15 protein-coding genes are annotated in these 18509 nt (G+C 61.7%); 8 read left to right on the top strand and 7 right to left on the bottom strand.

Features of this window, described 5'->3' with window-relative positions:
* The first annotated feature begins 39 nt into the window (after positions 1–39).
* Genes mnmE through QQL76_RS16265 form a run of 5 tightly spaced genes read left to right on the top strand, consistent with a single transcriptional unit; the run spans position 40 to position 5597 of the window.
* Entirely contained in the window at positions 40–1356 is a 1317-nt protein-coding gene (gene mnmE, locus QQL76_RS16285) for a tRNA uridine-5-carboxymethylaminomethyl(34) synthesis GTPase MnmE (protein ID WP_499208540.1), read from the top strand.
* 35 nt (positions 1357–1391) lie between these two features.
* Positions 1392–3272 (top strand): tRNA uridine-5-carboxymethylaminomethyl modification enzyme MnmG/GidA, encoded by a 1881-nt coding sequence (gene mnmG, locus QQL76_RS16280; RefSeq protein WP_499208539.1) that lies wholly within the window; start codon positions 1392–1394, stop codon positions 3270–3272.
* A complete protein-coding gene (rsmG, locus tag QQL76_RS16275) occupies positions 3269–3883 on the top strand; it encodes a 16S rRNA (guanine(527)-N(7))-methyltransferase RsmG (RefSeq protein WP_499208538.1) in 615 nt (204 codons plus the stop codon). The genes mnmG and rsmG overlap by 4 nt, the downstream gene beginning before the upstream one ends.
* 20 nt (positions 3884–3903) lie before the next feature.
* Positions 3904–4689 (top strand): ParA family protein, encoded by a 786-nt coding sequence (locus QQL76_RS16270; RefSeq protein ID WP_499208537.1) that lies wholly within the window; start codon positions 3904–3906, stop codon positions 4687–4689.
* A 26-nt stretch (positions 4690–4715) separates the two neighbouring features.
* Entirely contained in the window at positions 4716–5597 is an 882-nt protein-coding gene (locus QQL76_RS16265; RefSeq protein WP_499208536.1) for a ParB/RepB/Spo0J family partition protein, read from the top strand.
* 26 nt (positions 5598–5623) lie between these two features.
* On the opposite strand, the gene holA is transcribed toward QQL76_RS16265, so the two are convergent.
* Genes holA through leuS form a run of 3 tightly spaced genes read right to left on the bottom strand, consistent with a single transcriptional unit; the run spans position 5624 to position 9828 of the window.
* Complete coding sequence (holA, locus tag QQL76_RS16260) at positions 5624–6676, bottom strand: DNA polymerase III subunit delta (protein WP_499208535.1); 1053 nt, start codon at positions 6674–6676, stop codon at positions 5624–5626.
* Positions 6654–7223, bottom strand: coding sequence for an LPS assembly lipoprotein LptE (lptE, locus tag QQL76_RS16255; protein ID WP_499208534.1), 570 nt, complete (start codon positions 7221–7223; stop codon positions 6654–6656). Before lptE ends, holA begins: the two co-directional genes overlap by 23 nt.
* Complete coding sequence (gene leuS, locus QQL76_RS16250) at positions 7210–9828, bottom strand: leucine--tRNA ligase (RefSeq protein ID WP_499208533.1); 2619 nt, start codon at positions 9826–9828, stop codon at positions 7210–7212. Before leuS ends, lptE begins: the two co-directional genes overlap by 14 nt.
* 161 nt (positions 9829–9989) lie before the next feature.
* Here leuS and QQL76_RS16245 point away from each other — a divergent pair, with 161 nt between their 5' ends.
* Both QQL76_RS16245 and QQL76_RS16240 read left to right on the top strand, forming a co-directional pair.
* A complete protein-coding gene (locus tag QQL76_RS16245) occupies positions 9990–10649 on the top strand; it encodes a YggS family pyridoxal phosphate enzyme (protein ID WP_499208532.1) in 660 nt (219 codons plus the stop codon).
* A 188-nt stretch (positions 10650–10837) separates the two neighbouring features.
* Positions 10838–12178 carry an MFS transporter gene (locus QQL76_RS16240; RefSeq protein WP_499208956.1) on the top strand — a complete coding sequence of 447 codons (1341 nt, stop codon included), beginning with the start codon at positions 10838–10840 and terminating at the stop codon, positions 12176–12178.
* A 6-nt stretch (positions 12179–12184) separates the two neighbouring features.
* Here the strand turns inward: QQL76_RS16240 and purH are convergent, their stop codons facing one another.
* The 4 genes from purH to htpX form a co-directional block, all read right to left on the bottom strand.
* Positions 12185–13801: a bifunctional phosphoribosylaminoimidazolecarboxamide formyltransferase/inosine monophosphate cyclohydrolase gene (purH, locus tag QQL76_RS16235; RefSeq protein ID WP_499208531.1), complete on the bottom strand. Its 1617-nt coding sequence runs from the start codon at positions 13799–13801 to the stop codon at positions 12185–12187.
* Positions 13802–13908: 107 nt separating this feature from the next.
* Complete coding sequence (locus QQL76_RS16230; protein WP_499208530.1) at positions 13909–15594, bottom strand: heparinase II/III family protein; 1686 nt, start codon at positions 15592–15594, stop codon at positions 13909–13911.
* Between the two features lie 131 nt (positions 15595–15725).
* Complete coding sequence (locus QQL76_RS16225) at positions 15726–17114, bottom strand: RsmB/NOP family class I SAM-dependent RNA methyltransferase (RefSeq protein ID WP_499208529.1); 1389 nt, start codon at positions 17112–17114, stop codon at positions 15726–15728.
* A complete protein-coding gene (gene htpX, locus QQL76_RS16220; RefSeq protein WP_499208528.1) occupies positions 17105–18037 on the bottom strand; it encodes a zinc metalloprotease HtpX in 933 nt (310 codons plus the stop codon). Before htpX ends, QQL76_RS16225 begins: the two co-directional genes overlap by 10 nt.
* 158 nt (positions 18038–18195) lie before the next feature.
* On the opposite strand from htpX, the gene QQL76_RS16215 reads away from it, so the two are divergent.
* Entirely contained in the window at positions 18196–18375 is a 180-nt protein-coding gene (locus tag QQL76_RS16215; RefSeq protein ID WP_404864415.1) for a DUF1674 domain-containing protein, read from the top strand.
* Positions 18376–18509: the final 134 nt, after the last annotated feature.

The following is an 18509-nucleotide window of genomic DNA, read 5'->3' as shown; positions in this document are numbered from 1 at the left end:
GCTCACCTCCGACACGCGCTTTACGCTGTGGAGCGGTAATTGACCGATCCCACCACGGATACGATCGTAGCTTTGTCGAGCGGCGCACTCCCTGCGGGTGTCGCCGTTCTTCGCATTTCAGGACCGCAAGTTCGATTCGTTCTCGAAACGATGTGTGGTGGGGTCCCAGCTCCGCGAACTGCCTATCTCCGATCGATTCGGAAACGAAACGGAGAACTCCTGGACAAGGGCATCGTGCTCCATTTCCAGGGACCTAAGTCCTTTACCGGTGAGGACTGCGCCGAATTGCAGGTCCATGGAGGACGGGCGATTGTGTCCGCAATTCTGGCGGAAATGGCCAGTCTGCCGAGAGTTCGTCTTGCGGAGCCGGGGGAGTTCACGCGCCGGGCCTTCGAAAACGGCCGGATAGACCTCACTGAAGCCGAGGGTCTCGCCGATCTAATTGCGGCTCAGACGGAGATGCAGCGGCGGCTTGCCGTTACTCAATCTGAAGGTGGCCTGACGCGGCTTTATGCTGGATGGGCGCGTCGACTCCTGCATGCGCGAGCATTGGTCGAGGCAGATTTGGATTTTGCCGACGAGGACGACGTCCCAGGATCAGTTGCGGATCGCGTCTGGAGTGACATGGAGGCGCTTCATGAAGAGATGGAGCGCCACCTCACAGAAGCTGTCATTGGCGAACGCATCCGCGATGGTTTCAAGATTGTGATTGTCGGCCCACCGAATGCAGGGAAATCAAGCTTACTGAACGCGTTGGCGGCCCGCGACGTCGCAATCGTGTCTTCCGAGGCGGGAACAACGCGCGATCTCATTTCCGTGGATGTCGATCTGGGCGGTTACGCCGCGACGATTACCGACACGGCTGGCATCAGAGAGACAGATCATGGCGTCGAGCAGGAAGGCATTGCCCGCGCGCGCAGGGCATTGGCAACGGCCGACCTTGTCCTAAACCTCTCCGATTCCGGAGAATATGTCACTGATGCCCCGGAAGCCGTGCCTGAAATCCACGTCAGAACGAAATCTGACGTGAACGCGGACGTCCCGGTCTTCAGCGATGTAGCGATTTCGGTAGCTACAGGTGAAGGCGTCGATGCCTTGATTGAGTTGTGCAGATCAAGACTGAGCAGCTTGGCGAATTTTTCCTCCTTGGCCCTACCAACGCGACTCCGTCATCGACAACATCTCACGCAGGCGCTTGAATGCCTGAACGTAGCCGTGAGCGGATCGCATATGCCGATAGAGCTTCGGTCTGAGGAGCTTCGGCTGGCGAGTGATGCGCTTGGTCGCATCACGGGCCGTGTGGACGTGGAAGACGTGCTGGATGTCATCTTCAGCTCATTCTGCATCGGGAAATAATCGTGATTCACGTGAAACACTGAGGACTGGTGGTGATGGATCAACTTTCCGCATTCGACGTCGTCGTCATTGGCGGGGGGCATGCAGGCTGCGAAGCTGCCGCGGCCTCGGCGCGCCTTGGCGCCAATACGGCGCTGCTCAGTCTGTCCGCTGACAAGATCGGCGTTATGTCTTGCAATCCAGCGATCGGCGGCCTGGGCAAAGGACATCTCGTTCGCGAGGTCGATGCTTTGGACGGCTTAATGGGTCGCGTGGCGGACCAGGCCGGCATTCAGTTTCGCATGCTCAACCGCAAGAAGGGGCCGGCGGTGCGCGGACCTCGCACGCAAGCCGATCGCAAGCTCTATCGCCAAGGCGTGCAGCGAGCCCTCAATGATCAAAGCAGCCTCTTCATCGTAGAGGGAGAAGCTGACGATGTTCTGGTCGCCGATGGACATGTGACCGGAGTTGTCTTGGCTGATGGCCGGACGATCCGCTGTCGGGCTGTCGTCTTGACGACGGGGACCTTCCTGCGTGGCGTCATTCATATTGGCGATCGCCAGTTTGCAGCGGGACGAATGAACGAGCAGCCCTCACTCGGTCTCTCTAAGACGTTGTCGAGATTTGGCTTTAAGCTCGGAAGGCTCAAGACGGGGACGCCGGCGCGCCTTGATGGGCGCACGATCGACTGGGCCAGCATTGATCGTCAGGAAGCTGATGCTGATCCCGTGCCGTTTTCCTTCATGACAGATCGGATTACGATTCGCCAGATTGCATGCGGCGTCACGCGGACCACAAAGCAGACGCATGACATAATCGAGACGAACATCAAGCGCTCAGCGATGTATTCGGGGAACATTTCCTCGGTCGGGCCCCGATATTGCCCGTCCGTCGAAGACAAGATTGTCCGCTTCGCTGACCGGGAAAGCCATCAGATCTTCTTGGAGCCCGAGGGTCTCGATGACCACACGGTCTACCCCAATGGAATTTCGACGTCTCTCCCAGAGGATGTCCAGGCGGCTTTCATAGCCACCATTCCCGGCCTGGAAAAAGCGAAGATACTGCAGCCGGGTTATGCGATCGAGTATGACCATATAGATCCGCGCGAGCTTCATCAGACGCTCGAGACCAAGCGTTTATGTGGGCTGTTTCTCGCCGGACAAATCAACGGAACAACGGGCTACGAGGAAGCCGCCGCTCAGGGTTTGGTAGCCGGACTGAACGCGGCGCGAACCTCGGGAGGGGCCGACGGGGTGACGTTCAGCCGCGCAAACTCATACATTGGTGTACTTATCGATGATTTGACGACACGAGGCGTTTCGGAGCCCTACCGTATGTTTACTTCGAGAGCGGAGTTCAGGCTGTCTTTGCGCGCTGACAATGCCGACGTAAGGCTTACCCCAACGGGATTGAATCTGGGATGTATATCGTCAGAGCGTCAGCACCGCTTCGAGCAGTGGATGAACCGTTTAAATGAGGCACGAGAGCTGTTAAAGCGAACAGTGCCCAGTAGATCGGAGCTGGAAGCCTTATCGATTTCACCCCGGCGCGACGGAGCGCAGAAGTCGGTGTTCGATCTGCTTTCGCATCCAGAGACAAAACTCGAGGCTTTTGAAAAGGCGATTCCATCCCTCGCCGCCATTCCTGGCGAGCTGCGCGAAACTCTGGAGATTGAAGCCGTCTACTCAGTCTATCTTGAGCGACAGGCTTCATCGGCTTCTCAACTTCGTCGTGAAGAAGAACGCGCCATACCAGCCGATTTTGACTACGCTTCGTTGCCTGGACTGTCGAACGAGCTGAAGCGCAAGCTGTCATTGTCAAGGCCTCTAAGCATCGCGCATGCGAGCAAGATCGAAGGCATGACCCCGGCTGCCATCGCACTGATACTCTCCAAGCTCAAGCGTCGAGCGACCGTAGAAGAGGCTCTGTCAGCGTGAAAGTCAGTTATAGTGATCTGCGTGTTTCACGTGAAACAGTGGACAGGTTCGCGATTCTTGTTGACTTGCTGCAGCGCTGGCAGTCGCGGATCAATCTCATTGGCCCGTCGACGGTAGAGGATGTCTGGGCCCGTCACATCCGTGATTCGCTCCACGTCTATCACACGCAGCCAACACCGTTTCGATGGGCTGATCTTGGTTCGGGCGCCGGCTTCCCTGGACTTGTGACCGCTATCTGCCTTGCGGAACAGGATCGTGGCCACGTACACCTCATTGAAAGCAACTCCAAGAAAGCTGCGTTTTTACGGGCAGCCATACAGGCCACTGGGGCGCGCGCAACCGTGCACGCTGAACGTATCGAAGCTGCATCGCTCAAGATCGAGCGGCCTGATGCCGTTTCGGCGCGTGCACTGGCTTCGCTGTCGGACCTATTGCAGCTAACTGAGGCCTGGATTTCGGAAGGAACAGTTGCCTACTTCCACAAAGGTCGGGATTACCGCAACGAGGTCGAGACAGCTCGTGGCGCTTGGGAATTCGATCTGGTAGAACATAAGCAAGACCGGAGCGATGAATCGGTCTTGCTGGAGATCAGTGGCCTCCGTCGCCGCTGAGCGGCACTTGCGGAGCTGACATGCTGAATCGGATCATCACCATTGCGAACCAGAAGGGTGGCGTCGGCAAAACGACGACCGCTATCAATTTAGCGACGGCGCTTGCTGCGATCGGCGAGAATGTCCTTGTGATCGATCTTGATCCCCAAGGCAATGCGAGCACGGGACTTGGCATCGAGCGGAAGGAGCGTCGGCTCTCAAGCTATGACCTGCTGACGAATTCTGCGACGTTAGAAGAGATCGTCGTACCGACGGCTGTTCCCAATCTGTCGATCGTGCCATCGACAATGGACCTGCTCGGTGTTGAGATGGAAATCTCGTCAGCCTCCGACCGTGTGCTGCGCGTAAAGAAGGCGCTGCAGAGCGATGCCGCTCGCCGCTACAGCTACGTCCTCATCGATTGCCCTCCTTCTCTGAACCTTCTGACGATCAACGCGATGGTCGCCGCGCACTCCATCCTTGTTCCGCTGCAGTGCGAGTTCTTTGCGCTGGAAGGTTTGAGCCAGCTGCTCGAAACCGTCGGCCAAGTCAGGCAGACGCTCAACCCAGCGCTTGATATCCAGGGGATAGTGCTGACCATGTATGATGCGCGCAACAACCTCGCCCAACAGGTGGTGGCCGATGTGCGCGAGCATCTGGGGGACAAGGTGTACACCACACTCATCCCTCGCAATGTGCGTGTTTCTGAAGCGCCGTCCTATGGTAAGCCGGCTATCATTTACGACCTCAAATGCGCTGGTAGCCAGGCTTACTTGCAACTGGCCTCTGAGGTCATCCAGCGCGAGCGTCGGCGACGGGCCGCTTGATCGTCCGATTGTCCAAGGAAGACATGATGAGTGAAGACACTTCGAAAAGACGCCTCGGCCGCGGACTGGCAGCCCTGATCGGCGAGATGGATCAGCCTGAAACAACGGCACCATCGCGTGCGAAAGCCGACAGTTTCGTTCCGATTGAGCATGTAACGCCGAACCCTAATAACCCTCGCCGCCAGTTTGATCCGGACGATCTCAAGGACCTCGCGGCGTCGATCAGCCAGCATGGTGTCGTGCAGCCTGTCGTCGTGCGCACGCGCGGGGCAGGGCGCTACGAGATCATTGCTGGTGAGCGGCGTTGGCGCGCATCGCAGCAGGCTGGGCTGGTCGAGATCCCAGTCATCATTCGCGATGTGGACGACCGTACAGCGCTTGAGTTGGCGATCGTCGAGAACGTTCAGCGCGCCGATCTTAATCCATTGGAAGAAGCGCAGGGATATCAGCAGCTTATCGCGGAACACGGCTATACGCAGAACGATCTCGGCGACATCATCGGCAAAAGCCGCAGCCATGTTGCCAACAGTCTTCGGCTGTTGAAGCTGCCTGAAATCGTGCGGTCGATGCTTGCCGGTGGTCAGCTGTCATCGGGGCATGCGCGCGCCATCGCGGCGACGTCGGATCCAACCAAGCTGGCGCGCGAAATCGTCAGCAAGGGCCTGTCCGTTCGAGATGCAGAGCGCCTGGCCCAGAAAGATGCCGAATTCGGTGGTGCCGAAAGCGAGCCAACAAGAGCGGCTGCATCGAAGGACGCCGATACTCTGGCGCTCGAGCAGTCCTTGTCCAACGTGCTCGGGTTGAAGGTCGAAGTCAGCCACAAGTCACGCGGCGGCCATATCCGCATCGATTACAAGTCGCTGGATCAACTAGATGAGCTCTGCCGGCTGCTGGGCGCCAGAAGCTAATTTGCCGGCAAACTGACTAAGGATGATTAAGCGCGTTGCAAGCGAGCGGCGCGGGCCGATCGCACTGCCAGCGCTAGAAGTGCCTGCCTCGCGATCGCGTCCTCCAGCGCTGGCCGGCGCCGCGTTTCAAGGATAGCGGCCTGCAGGTGCGTGAGAGCCTGGCCGATCGCATCCATTCGCCAAGCGGCAAGCGCCTTCTCCAGGGCCGGCTTTCGCCGGAAATGCACGCGCCGACCTTGTTCTGCAACCACATTGCCGACGGGTTTGCCGTCCTGCTCGACCGAGGCCCGCATCGTTTCGAGAGCCTGGAACTGGCGTAGACAGCTTTGCAGGGCGAGAAAGACCGATGTCTTCGATGCCATGATCCGCCGCAGCGAAAGATCGAGCGCTTCGACGTCGCCCAACAACACGGCATCCACGGCCGCATCGACTGATAAAGCGGAGGCATCCCCTATCACCGCAAGGACGTCCTCTTCCTGGACGACGTCCTTGCCTTGGGCGTAGAGGGCAAGCTTCTGGATTTCGCCACGCGAGGCCAGGCGGTCACCGCCGATGAGGCTCGCGAGGAGTTCTCGTGCGGCCGAAGTCAGGCGTAGTCCTGCTGCCGACATCTCGCTGTCGATCAGCTCGTTTACGCTCCGCCCTTCATCGGCGTAGCAGGGCACGGCTAGCCCGGCTTTCGCCTCTTCGACGAGTTTTCGAAGTCCTGTGCCCTTCTTGAGATCACCGGCTTCGATGACAACGAGGCAGTCGCTGGGGGGATTGTTTGCCAGCTCTCCGACCGCTTCGAGAACGCCGCGGTCGTTACCGGCACCCAGCAGCCGGACGAGCCGTAACCCGCCGAAGAGGCTGATGGCGCGCGCCTCGTCGACCAGACGGCCGGGATCGGAATTCACCGTACCCGCGTCCAGCCTCACGGCCGAGAAGGGATCGTCGGCATCAATTTTGCTCGCCGCAACGAGATTGGCCGCACGTTCAGCCACCAGTCCGCGATCGGGCCCATAAATCAGCACAATCGGCTGGGGGGGCAGGCCCTTGGAAATTAGGCGTTCGAATTCATGCGCCTTGATTTGCGCCACGGGCTGCCTCTGTCGTCAGGAACAGCGCAAGATCGGCTCTCAGACGCTCTGCCAGTTCCCGCGCAGCGCGATTTTCCGCGTCGCGCGCGGCGCGCACATCGGCAAAGCCCTGCTCGAAACGGTCGTAGCTCGTGGTGACCGATTGCCGGCGAAGAGCAACGACGTCCCCGGTCGCCGAATCCGTGATCTGGTACTCGGCGCGCACCGTCAGGTTCTGACCGGTTGCACGACCATCGATCGGGTTGCGGAGTATCCCAACGTCGCTGCGGGTAACCGTGAGGTCCACGCGGTAGCGCGCATCGGACGGCTGTCCGGCTCCGCCGTGAAGCAGGAATATCAGCTCATTGCGAAGTTCCTGGCCGATCCGATCGTCAGCCGCCTCGATGATGATGTCTGCTGCGGGCCGGGCGGCCATGTCGTAACCGGGCGTCGACCGATCAGCATAAAGCGGCGTGACCTGGCAGGCAGCAAGTCCGAGGCACAGCGCCCCGGCTGTAAGGCGAAGAACAGGCCGGCCGATCGCACGGCGGATGTCAGACAACGACATTCACGATCCTCTGGGGGACGATGATGATTTTCCGAGGCTCGTTTCCAGCCATGGCTGCTTGTACGAAATCGAGCGCCAGCACGGCGGCTTTCACGTCATCTTGCGAGGCTTCGCGCGCGATTGTCAAATCGCCACGCTTTTTGCCGTTGATCTGCACAGGCAGGAGGATTTCATCCTCCACCACCAGTGCGGGATCGAAGTCCGGCCAAGCCGCCATGGAAACCATGCCGTCGTTTCCAAGCGCAGACCAGCACTCTTCGGCGAGGTGAGGGGTCATCGGTGCAATCAGGTGGACCAGGATTTCAACGGCCTCGCGGCAGGCAGCCAGCATCTCTGGCTCCGCACCTCCCTTGGCGACCGACTGCAGCGGGACGGACAGAGCGTTGGTCAGCTCGTAAATGCGCGCGACAGCCTTGTTGAAGCTGAGGCGTTCAAGATCTTCGCCAACGGCCTTCAGCGCCTTGTGCGCGGCACAGGACGCTTCGAGAGCAGGGCCAGAGGCCCCAGCGGCGGGCGCAATGCCCGACAGTGCCGGTGCCGATTCCTGCACCAGTCTCCAGACACGCTGGACGAACCGATGGGCGCCCTCGACGCCTGATTCGGTCCAGATGACATCGCGCTCAGGTGGCGAGTCCGACAGCATGAAGAAGCGCGCGGTGTCGGCGCCGAACGAGGCGATGATGTCGTCGGGGTCGACGACGTTCTTTTTCGACTTCGACATCTTCTCGATCGAGCCGATCGTCAGCGCTTCGCCCGTTTCAAGATGGGTTGCGCGGCGGCTGCCCTCGACATCTTCAATGCGAACATCGGCAGGCGCCACCCAGCCGGCTTCACCCTTGTAGGTTTCATGGACGACCATGCCCTGGGTGAACAAGCCCTTGAACGGCTCATCCAGATCGAGATGCCCTGTCGCCTTCATGGCGCGCGTGAAGAAGCGCGAATAGAGAAGGTGCAAGATCGCGTGCTCGATGCCGCCGATATACTGGTCGACTGGCAGCCAGGCATTGGCCGTCTGGGGCTCCGTCGGTGCATCGGCGCGGGGCGCGGTGAAGCGGGCGAAATACCAGGAGGAATCGACGAAGGTGTCCATCGTGTCGGTTTCGCGACGCGCATCGGCACCACACTCTGGGCATGACACGTGGCGCCATGTGGGATGGCGGTCGAGCGGGTTGCCCGGCTTGTCGAAATTGATGTCGTCCGGCAACTGCACCGGAAGGTCCGCCTTCGGCACCGGAACGACGCCGCACTCTTCGCAGTGGATCACGGGGATAGGGCACCCCCAGTAGCGCTGGCGCGAAATGCCCCAGTCGCGCAGGCGGTAATTCAGCTTGCGCTCCGCCTGCGGCCGGCCGTTGATCTCGGTGTCGGCCAGTCGCCGTGCGACCTCCTCGAATGCTTTGTCAGGCGTCATGCCATCGAGGAAGCGCGAGTTGATCATCACGCCTTCGCCCGTATAGGCGGTTTCAGTGATCTGGAACGTCGCGAGATCCGCGTCCTTCGGCATCACGACCGGGGTGACCGGCAGGCCGTAGCGATTGGCGAAATCGAGGTCGCGCTGGTCGCCGGAGGGGCAACCGAAGATCGCGCCCGTGCCGTAGTCCATCAGCACGAAGTTCGCGACATAGACAGGCAGCGTCCAGGACGGGTCGAAGGGATGTTTCACGTGAATCCCTGTCGGGAAGCCCTTTTTCTCCGCAGTCTCAAGCGCAGCCAGCGAAGTGCCCGCACGTCGGCACTCCTCGCAGAAGGCCTCAAGCTCGGGGTTTGACGCAGCAGCCTGGCGCGCAAGCGGGTGGTCCGGCGAGATCGCCATGAAGGATGCGCCAAACAGTGTGTCGGGTCGCGTCGTATAGACTTCGAGCTCCGTCGCGCCTGCGGGCGCCGTTGCAGGGTCGATCTCCCAGCGGATCACGAGACCTTCAGACTTGCCGATCCAGTTCTTCTGCATGGTCCGGACTTTTTCCGGCCAGCGGTCGAGACCGTCGAGCGCCGTCAGAAGATCCTCGCTGAAATCGGTGATGCGGAAGAACCACTGCGTCAGCTCGCGCTGCTCGACGAGAGCGCCCGAACGCCAGCCACGGCCGTCGATCACCTGCTCATTGGCCAGGACCGTCTGGTCGACCGGATCCCAGTTGACCTTGGACTCGCGGCGGTAGACGAGGCCCTTCTCCAGAAAGTCGAGGAAGAGATGCTGCTGGCGCTGATAGTATTCCACGTCGCAGGTCGCAAATTCGCGGCTCCAGTCGAGCGACAGGCCCATCGATTTCAGCTGGCGCCGCATCGTGTCGATGTTCTGGTAGGTCCATTCCTTGGGGTGAACCTTGTTCTGCATGGCAGCGTTCTCGGCCGGCATGCCGAAGGCGTCCCAGCCCATCGGGTGCAGCACGTTGAAGCCGCGCGCTCTTTTATAGCGGGCAACGACATCGCCCATGGCATAGTTGCGCACGTGACCCATGTGGATGCGCCCAGAAGGATAGGGAAACATCTCGAGCACGTAGTATTTCTCGCCGACAGCATCATCCTTCGTTTCGAAGACCTGATCTTCGGCCCAGCGCGCCTGCCATTTCGGCTCGGTTTCGCGTGGATTGTATCGTTCGATCGCCATGGCTGCCTTGAAATTCCGGAACTGTCGGGAGTTTGGTGTGGGCGGGACCTTCACCATGAAACCCTATGATCGTCAACCATTCCAGCGCTCTCGAGGCGCGCGGCGGCATTGCCGTGGTCGGCGCGCCGCGCTAGGTGCTGGTCGCAATCAGGGAGAGCGATGTGAGCGCAGTCGATAATCTGGCCGCCATCAAGCAGAAGATCAGCCGCGCGGAACGCAAGGCGGAGCGAGAAGCTGGCGGCGTCGAACTGGTGGCCGTCAGCAAGACGTTCGAGGCGGAGGCCATTCGCCCGGTGCTCGAAGCAGGACAGCGGGTGTTCGGCGAAAACCGCGTTCAGGAAGCGCAAGGCAAATGGCCGGCGCTGCGAGCAGAGTTTCCCGATCTGGAACTGCATCTCATTGGCCCGCTGCAATCCAACAAGGCGGCCGACGCTGTGGCGCTGTTCGACGTGATCGAGACGGTGGATCGTGAAAAGATCGCAGCGGCTTTGGCTTCCGAATGCGCCAAGCAGAACCGGCAGCTTCAGTTCTACGTCCAGGTCAATATCGGCGAGGAAGAGCAGAAGGCGGGCATTTCCCCGGTCGAGACGTTGGCGTTCGTCGAGCGCTGTCGCGAGGTCCACAAGCTCGACGTGGTCGGGCTCATGTGCATTCCGCCGGTGGACAAAGCACCAGGCCCTCATTTTGCGCTGCTGCGAAAGCTGGCGCGGGAAGCCGGGGTCGAGAAGCTCTCCATGGGCATGTCCGCGGACTTCGAGATCGCGATCGGTTTCGGCGCCACCAGCGTGCGGGTCGGTTCGGCGATCTTCGGGACCCGCTGACCTCGAAATTCCTGTGATGCCTCCGACACCGTTGCATGTCATAAACGGGCAAAGCGATTGGATTGGGGGAAATCGATGGGTCGTTTGCGGGAAGGTCTGTCGCTTCATGCTCGCGCGGGCGCACTGTCGTGAGCGTTGTTTCTGAGGCGGTCCCGGAGAGCGAGCGCAAGCGCGGCATCTATGGCTGGATGGGATTCGACTGGGCGGCGCAGCCCTTCTTCACCGTCGTCATCACCTTCATCTTCGGCCCCTATTTCGTCTCGCAACTCGCGGATGACCCCGTGCGCGGGCAGGCATGGTGGGGCTACGCGATTGCGTTCTCGGGCTTGCTGATCGCCGTGCTCTCGCCGGTTCTCGGTGCCATTGCGGACCAGACGGGTGCGCGCAAGCGCTGGATCGCAGCTTTCGCCTGCGTGAAGATCGTGGCGCTGGTTCTGCTATGGAACGCGGAGCCAGGCTCGGCACTGATCTATCCTTTCCTGCTGATCATTCTCGCGTCCATCGCTGCGGAATTTTCGATCGTCTTCAACGATGCGATGATCCCAAGCCTCATGACCAACCGGGAGATCGGGCGGTATTCCAATATCGCCTGGGGCCTCGGCTATCTTGGCGGCATGCTCGTTCTCATCTGCGTCGTCGCACTGATGGCGGCGTCGGAAGAAACCGGGCTGACGCTGATCGGCCTGCCGCCGATCTTCGGGCTCGATCCTGCAGCAGGCGAGGCCGCCCGCGCCACGGGGCCGCTGGCCGCGATCTGGTACCTCGTTTTCATCCTGCCGATGTTCCTGCTGACGCCGGATACGCCGCAGGTGAAGCCGCTGGGCGCTGCGGTCCGCGACGGCTGGAGCGATCTCAAGGCGACCTGGGGCGAACTGCGCGAGCGCAAGGCCATCCTGCGGTTTCTCATTGCCCGCATGATCTACCAGGACGGTGTCAACGGGCTTATCGCGCTCGGCGGCACCTTCGCGGCAGCCATGTTTGCGTGGCAGACGACGGAGATCGGCGTCTTCGGCATCATCCTGAATGTCGTCGCGATCTTCGGCTGCCTTGCTGCAAGCCGCCTCGATCGGACGCTCGGCTCGAAGGTGCTCGTGATCATCTCGCTCGTCTGCCTCACGATCGCCTGCATCGGCATCGTCTCGACCGGGCCGGGCTTCACCCTGTTCGGCTGGTGGCAGCTTGGGCTGGAGGACACCGGCGGGCTCTTCGGTACGCCGGCCGAGAAGGCCTACATCGTGTTCGGCCTGCTCATCGGTATAGCCTTCGGGCCGGTGCAAGCCTCGTCGCGCTCGTTCTTTGCCCGTTCGGTGACGGCCGAAGAGGCAGGGCGTTATTTCGGGCTCTACGCGCTTGCGGGTCGCGCAACGTCGTTTCTCGCACCCTTCACGGTGGCGACGGTCACCGCACTCAGCGGCTCGGCAAGGCTTGGCATGGCGACGCTGGTGCTGTTCCTCGTTGTCGGGCTCGTGATCCTCGTCGCCACGCCCTATCCCGCCAACAAGCCGGTGCCGCCATCCCGTCCCCTGTGACGGGGGTTAGTGCCGGAAGTGGCGCACACCGGTGAAGACCATGGCGATGCCGGCTTCGTCGGCTGCGGCAATCACATCGTCGTCGCGCATGGAGCCGCCCGGCTGGATCACGGCCGTTGCACCGGCTTCGATCGCCGTCAGCAGACCATCGGCGAAGGGGAAGAAGGCATCCGACGCCACCACCGAACCGCGAGTCAGCGGCTCAGGCAAGCCAAGCACTTCGGCGGCATCGATTGCCTTGCGGGCGGCGATGCGCGCCGAATCAACGCGGCTCATCTGACCCGCACCGATACCGACGGTCGCGCCATGCCTGGCGTAGACGATCGCATTCGACTTCACGTGCTTGGCCACGCGAAAGGCGAAGCGCAGATCGGCCAATTCGGTTTCGCTCGGTGCGCGCTTGGTGACGATCTTGAGGTCCATTTGGTCGACAAGCGCATTGTCGCGGTTCTGGACGAGCAGACCGCCGGCCACGGAGCGGACCGTCATGCCGGCAGCGGCTGGATCGGCCAGCGCGCCGGTCGTCATGAGCCGCAGGTTCTTCTTGGCCGCGACGATCGCCATTGCTTCTTCCGTGGCGGATGGCGCGATGATCACCTCGGTGAAGATCTCCGTGATCGCGCGGGCAGCTTCCGCATCGAGCTCGGTGTTGAGCGCGACGATGCCACCGAAGGCCGATGTCTGGTCGCAGACGAGCGCCTTTCGGTAGGCTTCCAGCGCTGACGAACCGATGGCAACGCCGCACGGGTTGGCGTGCTTGATGATCGCGCAGGCGGGGCCGGACGCTGTGGCGAACTCGCTGACGAGCTCGAAGGCGGCATCGGTGTCGTTGATGTTGTTGTAGGAGAGCGCCTTGCCCTGGTGCAGCGTCGCGGTGGCAACGCCAGGACGGTGCTCGCCGGTGACGTAGAAGCCAGCCTGCTGGTGCGGGTTTTCACCGTAGCGCATGACGGTCTTCAACTTGCCGGCAAACGACCGGTGGCGCGGGGCAGGGAGGTCCAGGGCCTCAGCGAACCAGCCCGAAATCGCCGCATCATAGGCAGCTGTGCGGGCATAGGCCTTGGCTGCGAGTTCCTTGCGGGCGGCAAGCGGCAGCGCGCCGGAGTGTGCCTCCAGGCCTTCCAAAACTGCGCCATAGTCTTCCGGGTCGGTGACGATCGTCACATAGGCATGGTTCTTCGCCGCGGCGCGGATCATGGCGGGACCACCGATGTCGATGTTCTCGACGCTCGTCTCGTAGTTGGCGCCCTTCGCGCGCACATCTTCGAACGGATAGAGATTGATCACGGCCAGATCGATCGGAACGATGCCATGCTTTTCCATCGCCTCGTTGTGCTCGGAATCGTCACGGATCGCCAAAAGTCCGCCATGCACGCCGGGGTGCAGCGTCTTCACGCGGCCATCCATGATTTCCGGAAAGCCGGTGACATCGGACACGTCGCGCACAGGCAGACCTGCCTCTGCGATCGCACGGGCCGTTCCGCCCGTCGACAGCAGTTCGACGCCGCGTTTTGAAAGCGCAGTCGCAAATTCGATCAGGCCCTGCTTGTCGGAGACCGACAGCAATGCGCGACGAATGGTGACGAGGTCCGGCGCCGGAACGCGCTTCGATGAAACGGCCATGTTGATCAATCCCCTTGGCGCCGGAATGCGGGAGGGTCTTCCGGCGAATTCGGGGGTCGCCTAGCACAGCATGGCGCGAGAGGGAACGCTTTGGCGGCAGCCGGCGGTCAAACCAGCCGGGTCAACGTCCATTGAATTTCAGGTGTCTCGCCAAGCCGCATCGTGACAGTGATCTGCGACGAGCGTCGCGGACCGGTGATGTCGGCGAGATAGATACTGTCATCGACCGCCGGCTTCGTTTCCACGCATTCGAACGTCCAGCGTTCTCCGTCCGGTGCCGTCAGAAGAACGTTGCCGCTCGACGCCTGGTTGATCGTAATCTTCGGATGGATGTGGAAGCGTGCCACTGCCGCCCGCTTGTCGGACGGGTCCGGATCCTTGTCGCCACGCCGCAGAATGCGATCGCGGCCGACGATCCGCGCGCCATCGGGCGAGAGGCGGATTTCCCGCTCGTGATAGAGGCCGAAGCGGGCGAGATAGCCATCATGCCGGGCAACGAAGCCCTGGTTGCCCGTATCGCTGTCGATGCGCTCCAGCGAGACTGTGCGGATGCCGCCGATCATGATGGGTCCGAGGAAGCGCGACTGGGACTGCCGGCTGGAGGAGGTGTCCTGGACGACAACGGTCGAATGAGCAGCGGTGGAGCGCGCCAGCGACTGGAATTCGCGGCTTGCCGCAACGGGCATGCCGGAATTGACGATGAAGCGGTTGCGGCCGGATGACATTTCGAAGGCGAGACAGCCCGCGTGCGCTCGCGTCGACAGGATGCCGGGCGGTGGGCTGCCCGTATCGGCGATCACGACCGTCGGCCCGCATTCGAGACGCTGGTAACCGAGATGGGGCGCGGCCTTGAAGGTTCGGCCGGTGCTTTCGTCGTAGCGCAATACGCACAGCAACCGGTCGGCGGACACCGATGTCGCGCCGTTGAAGAGTGCCAGCTCGCCGTTCGAGTGCCGGAAAAAGCGCAATGCCGGAAACATGCGGTCGATCGCGGGGATCAGCTTCTTCGGCAATGTCTGACCGAGATTGATGTAGGTCTGGCGCAGCGGCAGCAGGTCGCACAGCAGGTCGAGCGCGACTTCGGGCGAGCGCGAGACATGCCCGCCATCGGCAAGGATCTGCCAGTCGAGTTCGAGGTCGAGGTTTTTTGCCGCTGTCCGGATCGCGGCCGCGCTTGCAGGCATCGCGAGTGTCGCCATCGCCAAGGCAATACGCACCTTCAGACGCGTTTCGCCATTCGGCGTGGTCGGTGCGATATGGCGCAGATAGCGCACCTGGAACGCAAGGCTTTTCAGGAAGCGCCGGTAGAAGCCGTGATCCGACCCTTTGAGGACCACGGTGGAATGGGACATCCAGGCAAGCACGCGCTCGGCCATGATCTCCGGCCGCCAGCCGGCGCCATCGACCCGCCGGCCATGGATCGTGATCCACTCGTCGACCAGCGCGCGCGCATTGGAGAAGGCAAGCTCGGTGTTGGCGGCACGCAGATGCCGCAACCAACGGAACGAATGCAGCCGTTCGGCGAATTCTTCCGACGGAAGGTCCACGATAAAGGGGGAGTCGCCGTAGGTCTCGAAGACCTGGCCTGCCAAGGGGAACCGGCCGGCATAGATTTCGTCTGCGATGTGGCGGTCTGCCATGCGCAGATCGGTTGGCGCAACGATCAGCCGATCGGGTGTCATGCCGGCAAAACGGAACGCGGTCACCCTGCCGAGGGCGACGCGCCGGTAAAAGCGACGCCAGACCTCCTCAGCATAGAGACGCAGCGAACGCCGCGTGTCTGAAAGTGCCAATGTCAAATCGACCCCGTGACCCTTGCATCAGGCCGGATTGGCCAAGTGATTCTCATGCATAGCGAGTCTGAGGGGAATTCGTTAAAACAAATAACAAAATTGCCGGAGATCGCCGGCGCAGTTGGTTAAATTCAGCGGCGACGCAGGATTGCGGCGAAAAATCCGTCGAGCCCAGACGTTTCCGGCGTGTCGCCCTGCATCATGGCTGGGGTCGTTCGGAAAAAGCCTTCCTTCGTGATCGCTTCCTCGAGACCCGGCCAGTCGGTCGGGTCGACCGCAACCAGTTCCACATCATCGCGCCTGTCGAGGCAGGCCTTCACCAGTGTCTCGCCCTCGGACGGATCGAGCGAGCAGTTGGCGAAGACGATCTTGCCGCCGGGCTTCACGAGACTGATCGCCGCGTCGAGCAGGTCGGCCTGCAGCGAAGCCAGCTTGGCGACGTCCTCGGCCGACTTCGTCCACGGCACGTCGGGATGGCGGCGGATCGTGCCGGTGGATGAGCATGGAGCATCGAGGAGCACTGCGTCGAAAGTCCGATTACCGGCTGTCTTGCGAAAATCGCCGACGATCGTTTCGACCTTCAGCCCCAGCCGATCCATGTTCTCGCCAAGACGGCGCAAGCGATTGGCGGAGAGATCGAAGGCCGTGACCTTGCCGCCGGCGGCTGCGAGTTGCGCGGTCTTGCCCCCCGGGGCTGCGCATAAATCTGCGACCGCAAGGCCTTCGATATCGCCGAAGAGCCGAGCGGGGATGGATGCGGCCGCGTCCTGAACCCACCAGGCGCCTTCATCGAAACCTTCGAGCTCAGGGATTGCGCCATGGGCTGCGGGGAGCCGGACGCTGCCTGTGGCAACGACGATGCCGCCGAGGCGCTCGGCCCAACCCGCTGCATCGGATTTCACCGTCAGGTCGAGCGGTGGGGCAAACCGATGCGCGTCCAGAATGCGCCTGGCATGCTCTTTCCCATAATGGCTTTGCAGCATGTCCACCAACCAGACCGGGCCGCCGGCCGCCTGGTCCTTGACCTGCTCGAGCACGGCCTGTCCTTCACGCGACAGGCGGCGGAGGACGGCGTTCGCGAGGTTCGCGAAGCGGCGGCTGCGGGGGTCCGCATGGGTCTGCTCCACCGCGAGATCGACGGCGGCACGATCGGGAATGTCGAGAAACAGGATCTGCGTGGCCGCAACGATCAGGATGTGACGCAGCGAGCGTGCACCATCGGGAAGCTTGCGATCGACCATCGCATCGATGGCCGCGTCGAGAACCGGCAGGTTGCGCAGCGCGGTGAGAAGAATGGCGCGCACAAGCGCCTGATCGGCCGGCGGCAGGGCGCGATAGGTGGCGTTGCCGTTTTCAGGCTCGAGCAAACCATCAAGCGAGATCGCGCGGTCGATGACCGCACCCAGCAACCGCGTCGCGGCCTGGCGCGCTGCGAGACCGGGTTTCTGGTTCGAAGGTTTTGCGTGCGTCGTTTCGTGGCGCTTGCGCGGCTGGCCGACCGGACCGGCGCTCAAGACCACGGGCCTCTCGGCGTCGAGGACGGTCCGTTATCCCATGGTCCGCGGCGGGCGCTTTGCATCGTTGCCTGGGCCGGCGCGCTGCCGCCCATCTCCTGATGCAGCTGTTCGAGCGCTGCGATGCGGTTTTCCGTGGCCGGGTGGGTCGAGAACAGGCCATCCATGCGCTGGCCGTTCAGCGGATTGATGATGAACATATGCGCGGTGGCCGGGTTGCGCTCGGCGTCTTCGTTGACGACACGCTTCGCACCACCGGCGATCTTGCGCAGGGCAGAGGCGAGCCACAGCGGATTGCCGCAGATTTCGGCGCCGCGCCTATCGGCCGAGTATTCGCGGGTACGGCTGATCGCCATCTGAACCAGCATCGCAGCGAAAGGCGCGACGATCATAGCCAACAGCACGCCGATGATGCCGAGCGGGTTGTTGCGGTTGTTGCCGAAGAAGAACGCGAAATTGCCCAGCATGGAAATCGCGCCGGCGAGCGTCGCGGTGATGGTCATGATGAGTGTGTCGCGGTTCTGCACATGGGCAAGCTCATGCGCCATGACGGCTGCTACTTCCTCATGCGATAGGCTGTTGAGCAGCCCGGTCGTTGCCGCGACGGCGGCGTTTTCAGGGTTCCGGCCCGTGGCGAAGGCGTTCGGCTGCGGGTTGTTGATCACGTAGACCTTCGGCATCGGAAGGCCCGCATTTTCGGCAAGCCCCGCGACCATGCCGTAGAACTCCGGAGCCGTACGCTCATCGACCTCCTGAGCGTGGTGCATGCGCAGCACCATCTTGTCGGAGTTCCAGTAGGCGAACAGGTTCATGCCCATGGCAACGACCAGCGCAATCAGCATGCCGTTCGTGCCGCCGATCAGAAGCCCGACACCCATGAACAGCGCAGTCATGAAGGCGATCAGCATCGCGGTACGAACAAGGTTCATCGTCATCGGCTCCGTTTGCTGCCGGCTCGCCGGGCTTTTCCCGCGCGTCAGGCGCCTCTATATGTGAGGAGCCGGCCAAGTCACGTCAATATTCTCAGCATGAAAGCCGAATGATGACCGAATCCGCTGAAAATCATGAAGTTGCTGCAGAGCAGATCATGCCGAAGGGAGAGCGTCCGCCGCTCACGGAAGCGGCCAAGCGCGCTCTTGCCGAAGCGGAGGAACGCCGGGCGAAGGCGCGTGAACTGCAACAGCCTCGCGAAATAGGAGGACGCGGTGGCCTCGATCCGGCGCGTTTCGGCGATTGGGAGATCGATGGCCGGGCGATCGATTTCTAGATCTCTCCCGATATTTCAAATTGTCGTGAAAGCATTGAAGCCCCACTAAGCTTGTGAAGCGAAGCTCAAGCGCCGTTACATCTCGCTTAACCTTGCTTGCCCGAGGATAGCGTTCGATCACGGGACAGTTGGGC

This window comes from Rhizobium albus (assembly GCA_030160035.1).
Taxonomy (GTDB): domain Bacteria; phylum Pseudomonadota; class Alphaproteobacteria; order Rhizobiales; family Rhizobiaceae; genus Georhizobium; species Georhizobium albus.
This window is presented reverse-complemented; position numbering and strand designations above follow the sequence as displayed.

Excerpts from the sequence above, each read along its gene's own strand:
- lptE (WP_499208534.1), bottom strand. The coding sequence starts at position 7,223 with ATGTCGTTGTCTGACATCCGCCGTGCGATCGGCCGGCCTGTTCTTCGC.
- htpX (WP_499208528.1), bottom strand. The coding sequence starts at position 18,037 with ATGAACCTTGTTCGTACCGCGATGCTGATCGCCTTCATGACTGCGCTG.
- QQL76_RS16215 (WP_404864415.1), top strand. The coding sequence starts at position 18,196 with ATGCCGAAGGGAGAGCGTCCGCCGCTCACGGAAGCGGCCAAGCGCGCT.
- QQL76_RS16265 (WP_499208536.1), top strand. The coding sequence starts at position 4,716 with ATGAGTGAAGACACTTCGAAAAGACGCCTCGGCCGCGGACTGGCAGCC.
- QQL76_RS16270 (WP_499208537.1), top strand. The coding sequence starts at position 3,904 with ATGCTGAATCGGATCATCACCATTGCGAACCAGAAGGGTGGCGTCGGC.
- QQL76_RS16240 (WP_499208956.1), top strand. The coding sequence starts at position 10,838 with ATGGGATTCGACTGGGCGGCGCAGCCCTTCTTCACCGTCGTCATCACC.
- mnmG (WP_499208539.1), top strand. The coding sequence starts at position 1,392 with ATGGATCAACTTTCCGCATTCGACGTCGTCGTCATTGGCGGGGGGCAT.
- purH (WP_499208531.1), bottom strand. The coding sequence starts at position 13,801 with ATGGCCGTTTCATCGAAGCGCGTTCCGGCGCCGGACCTCGTCACCATT.
- leuS (WP_499208533.1), bottom strand. The coding sequence starts at position 9,828 with ATGGCGATCGAACGATACAATCCACGCGAAACCGAGCCGAAATGGCAG.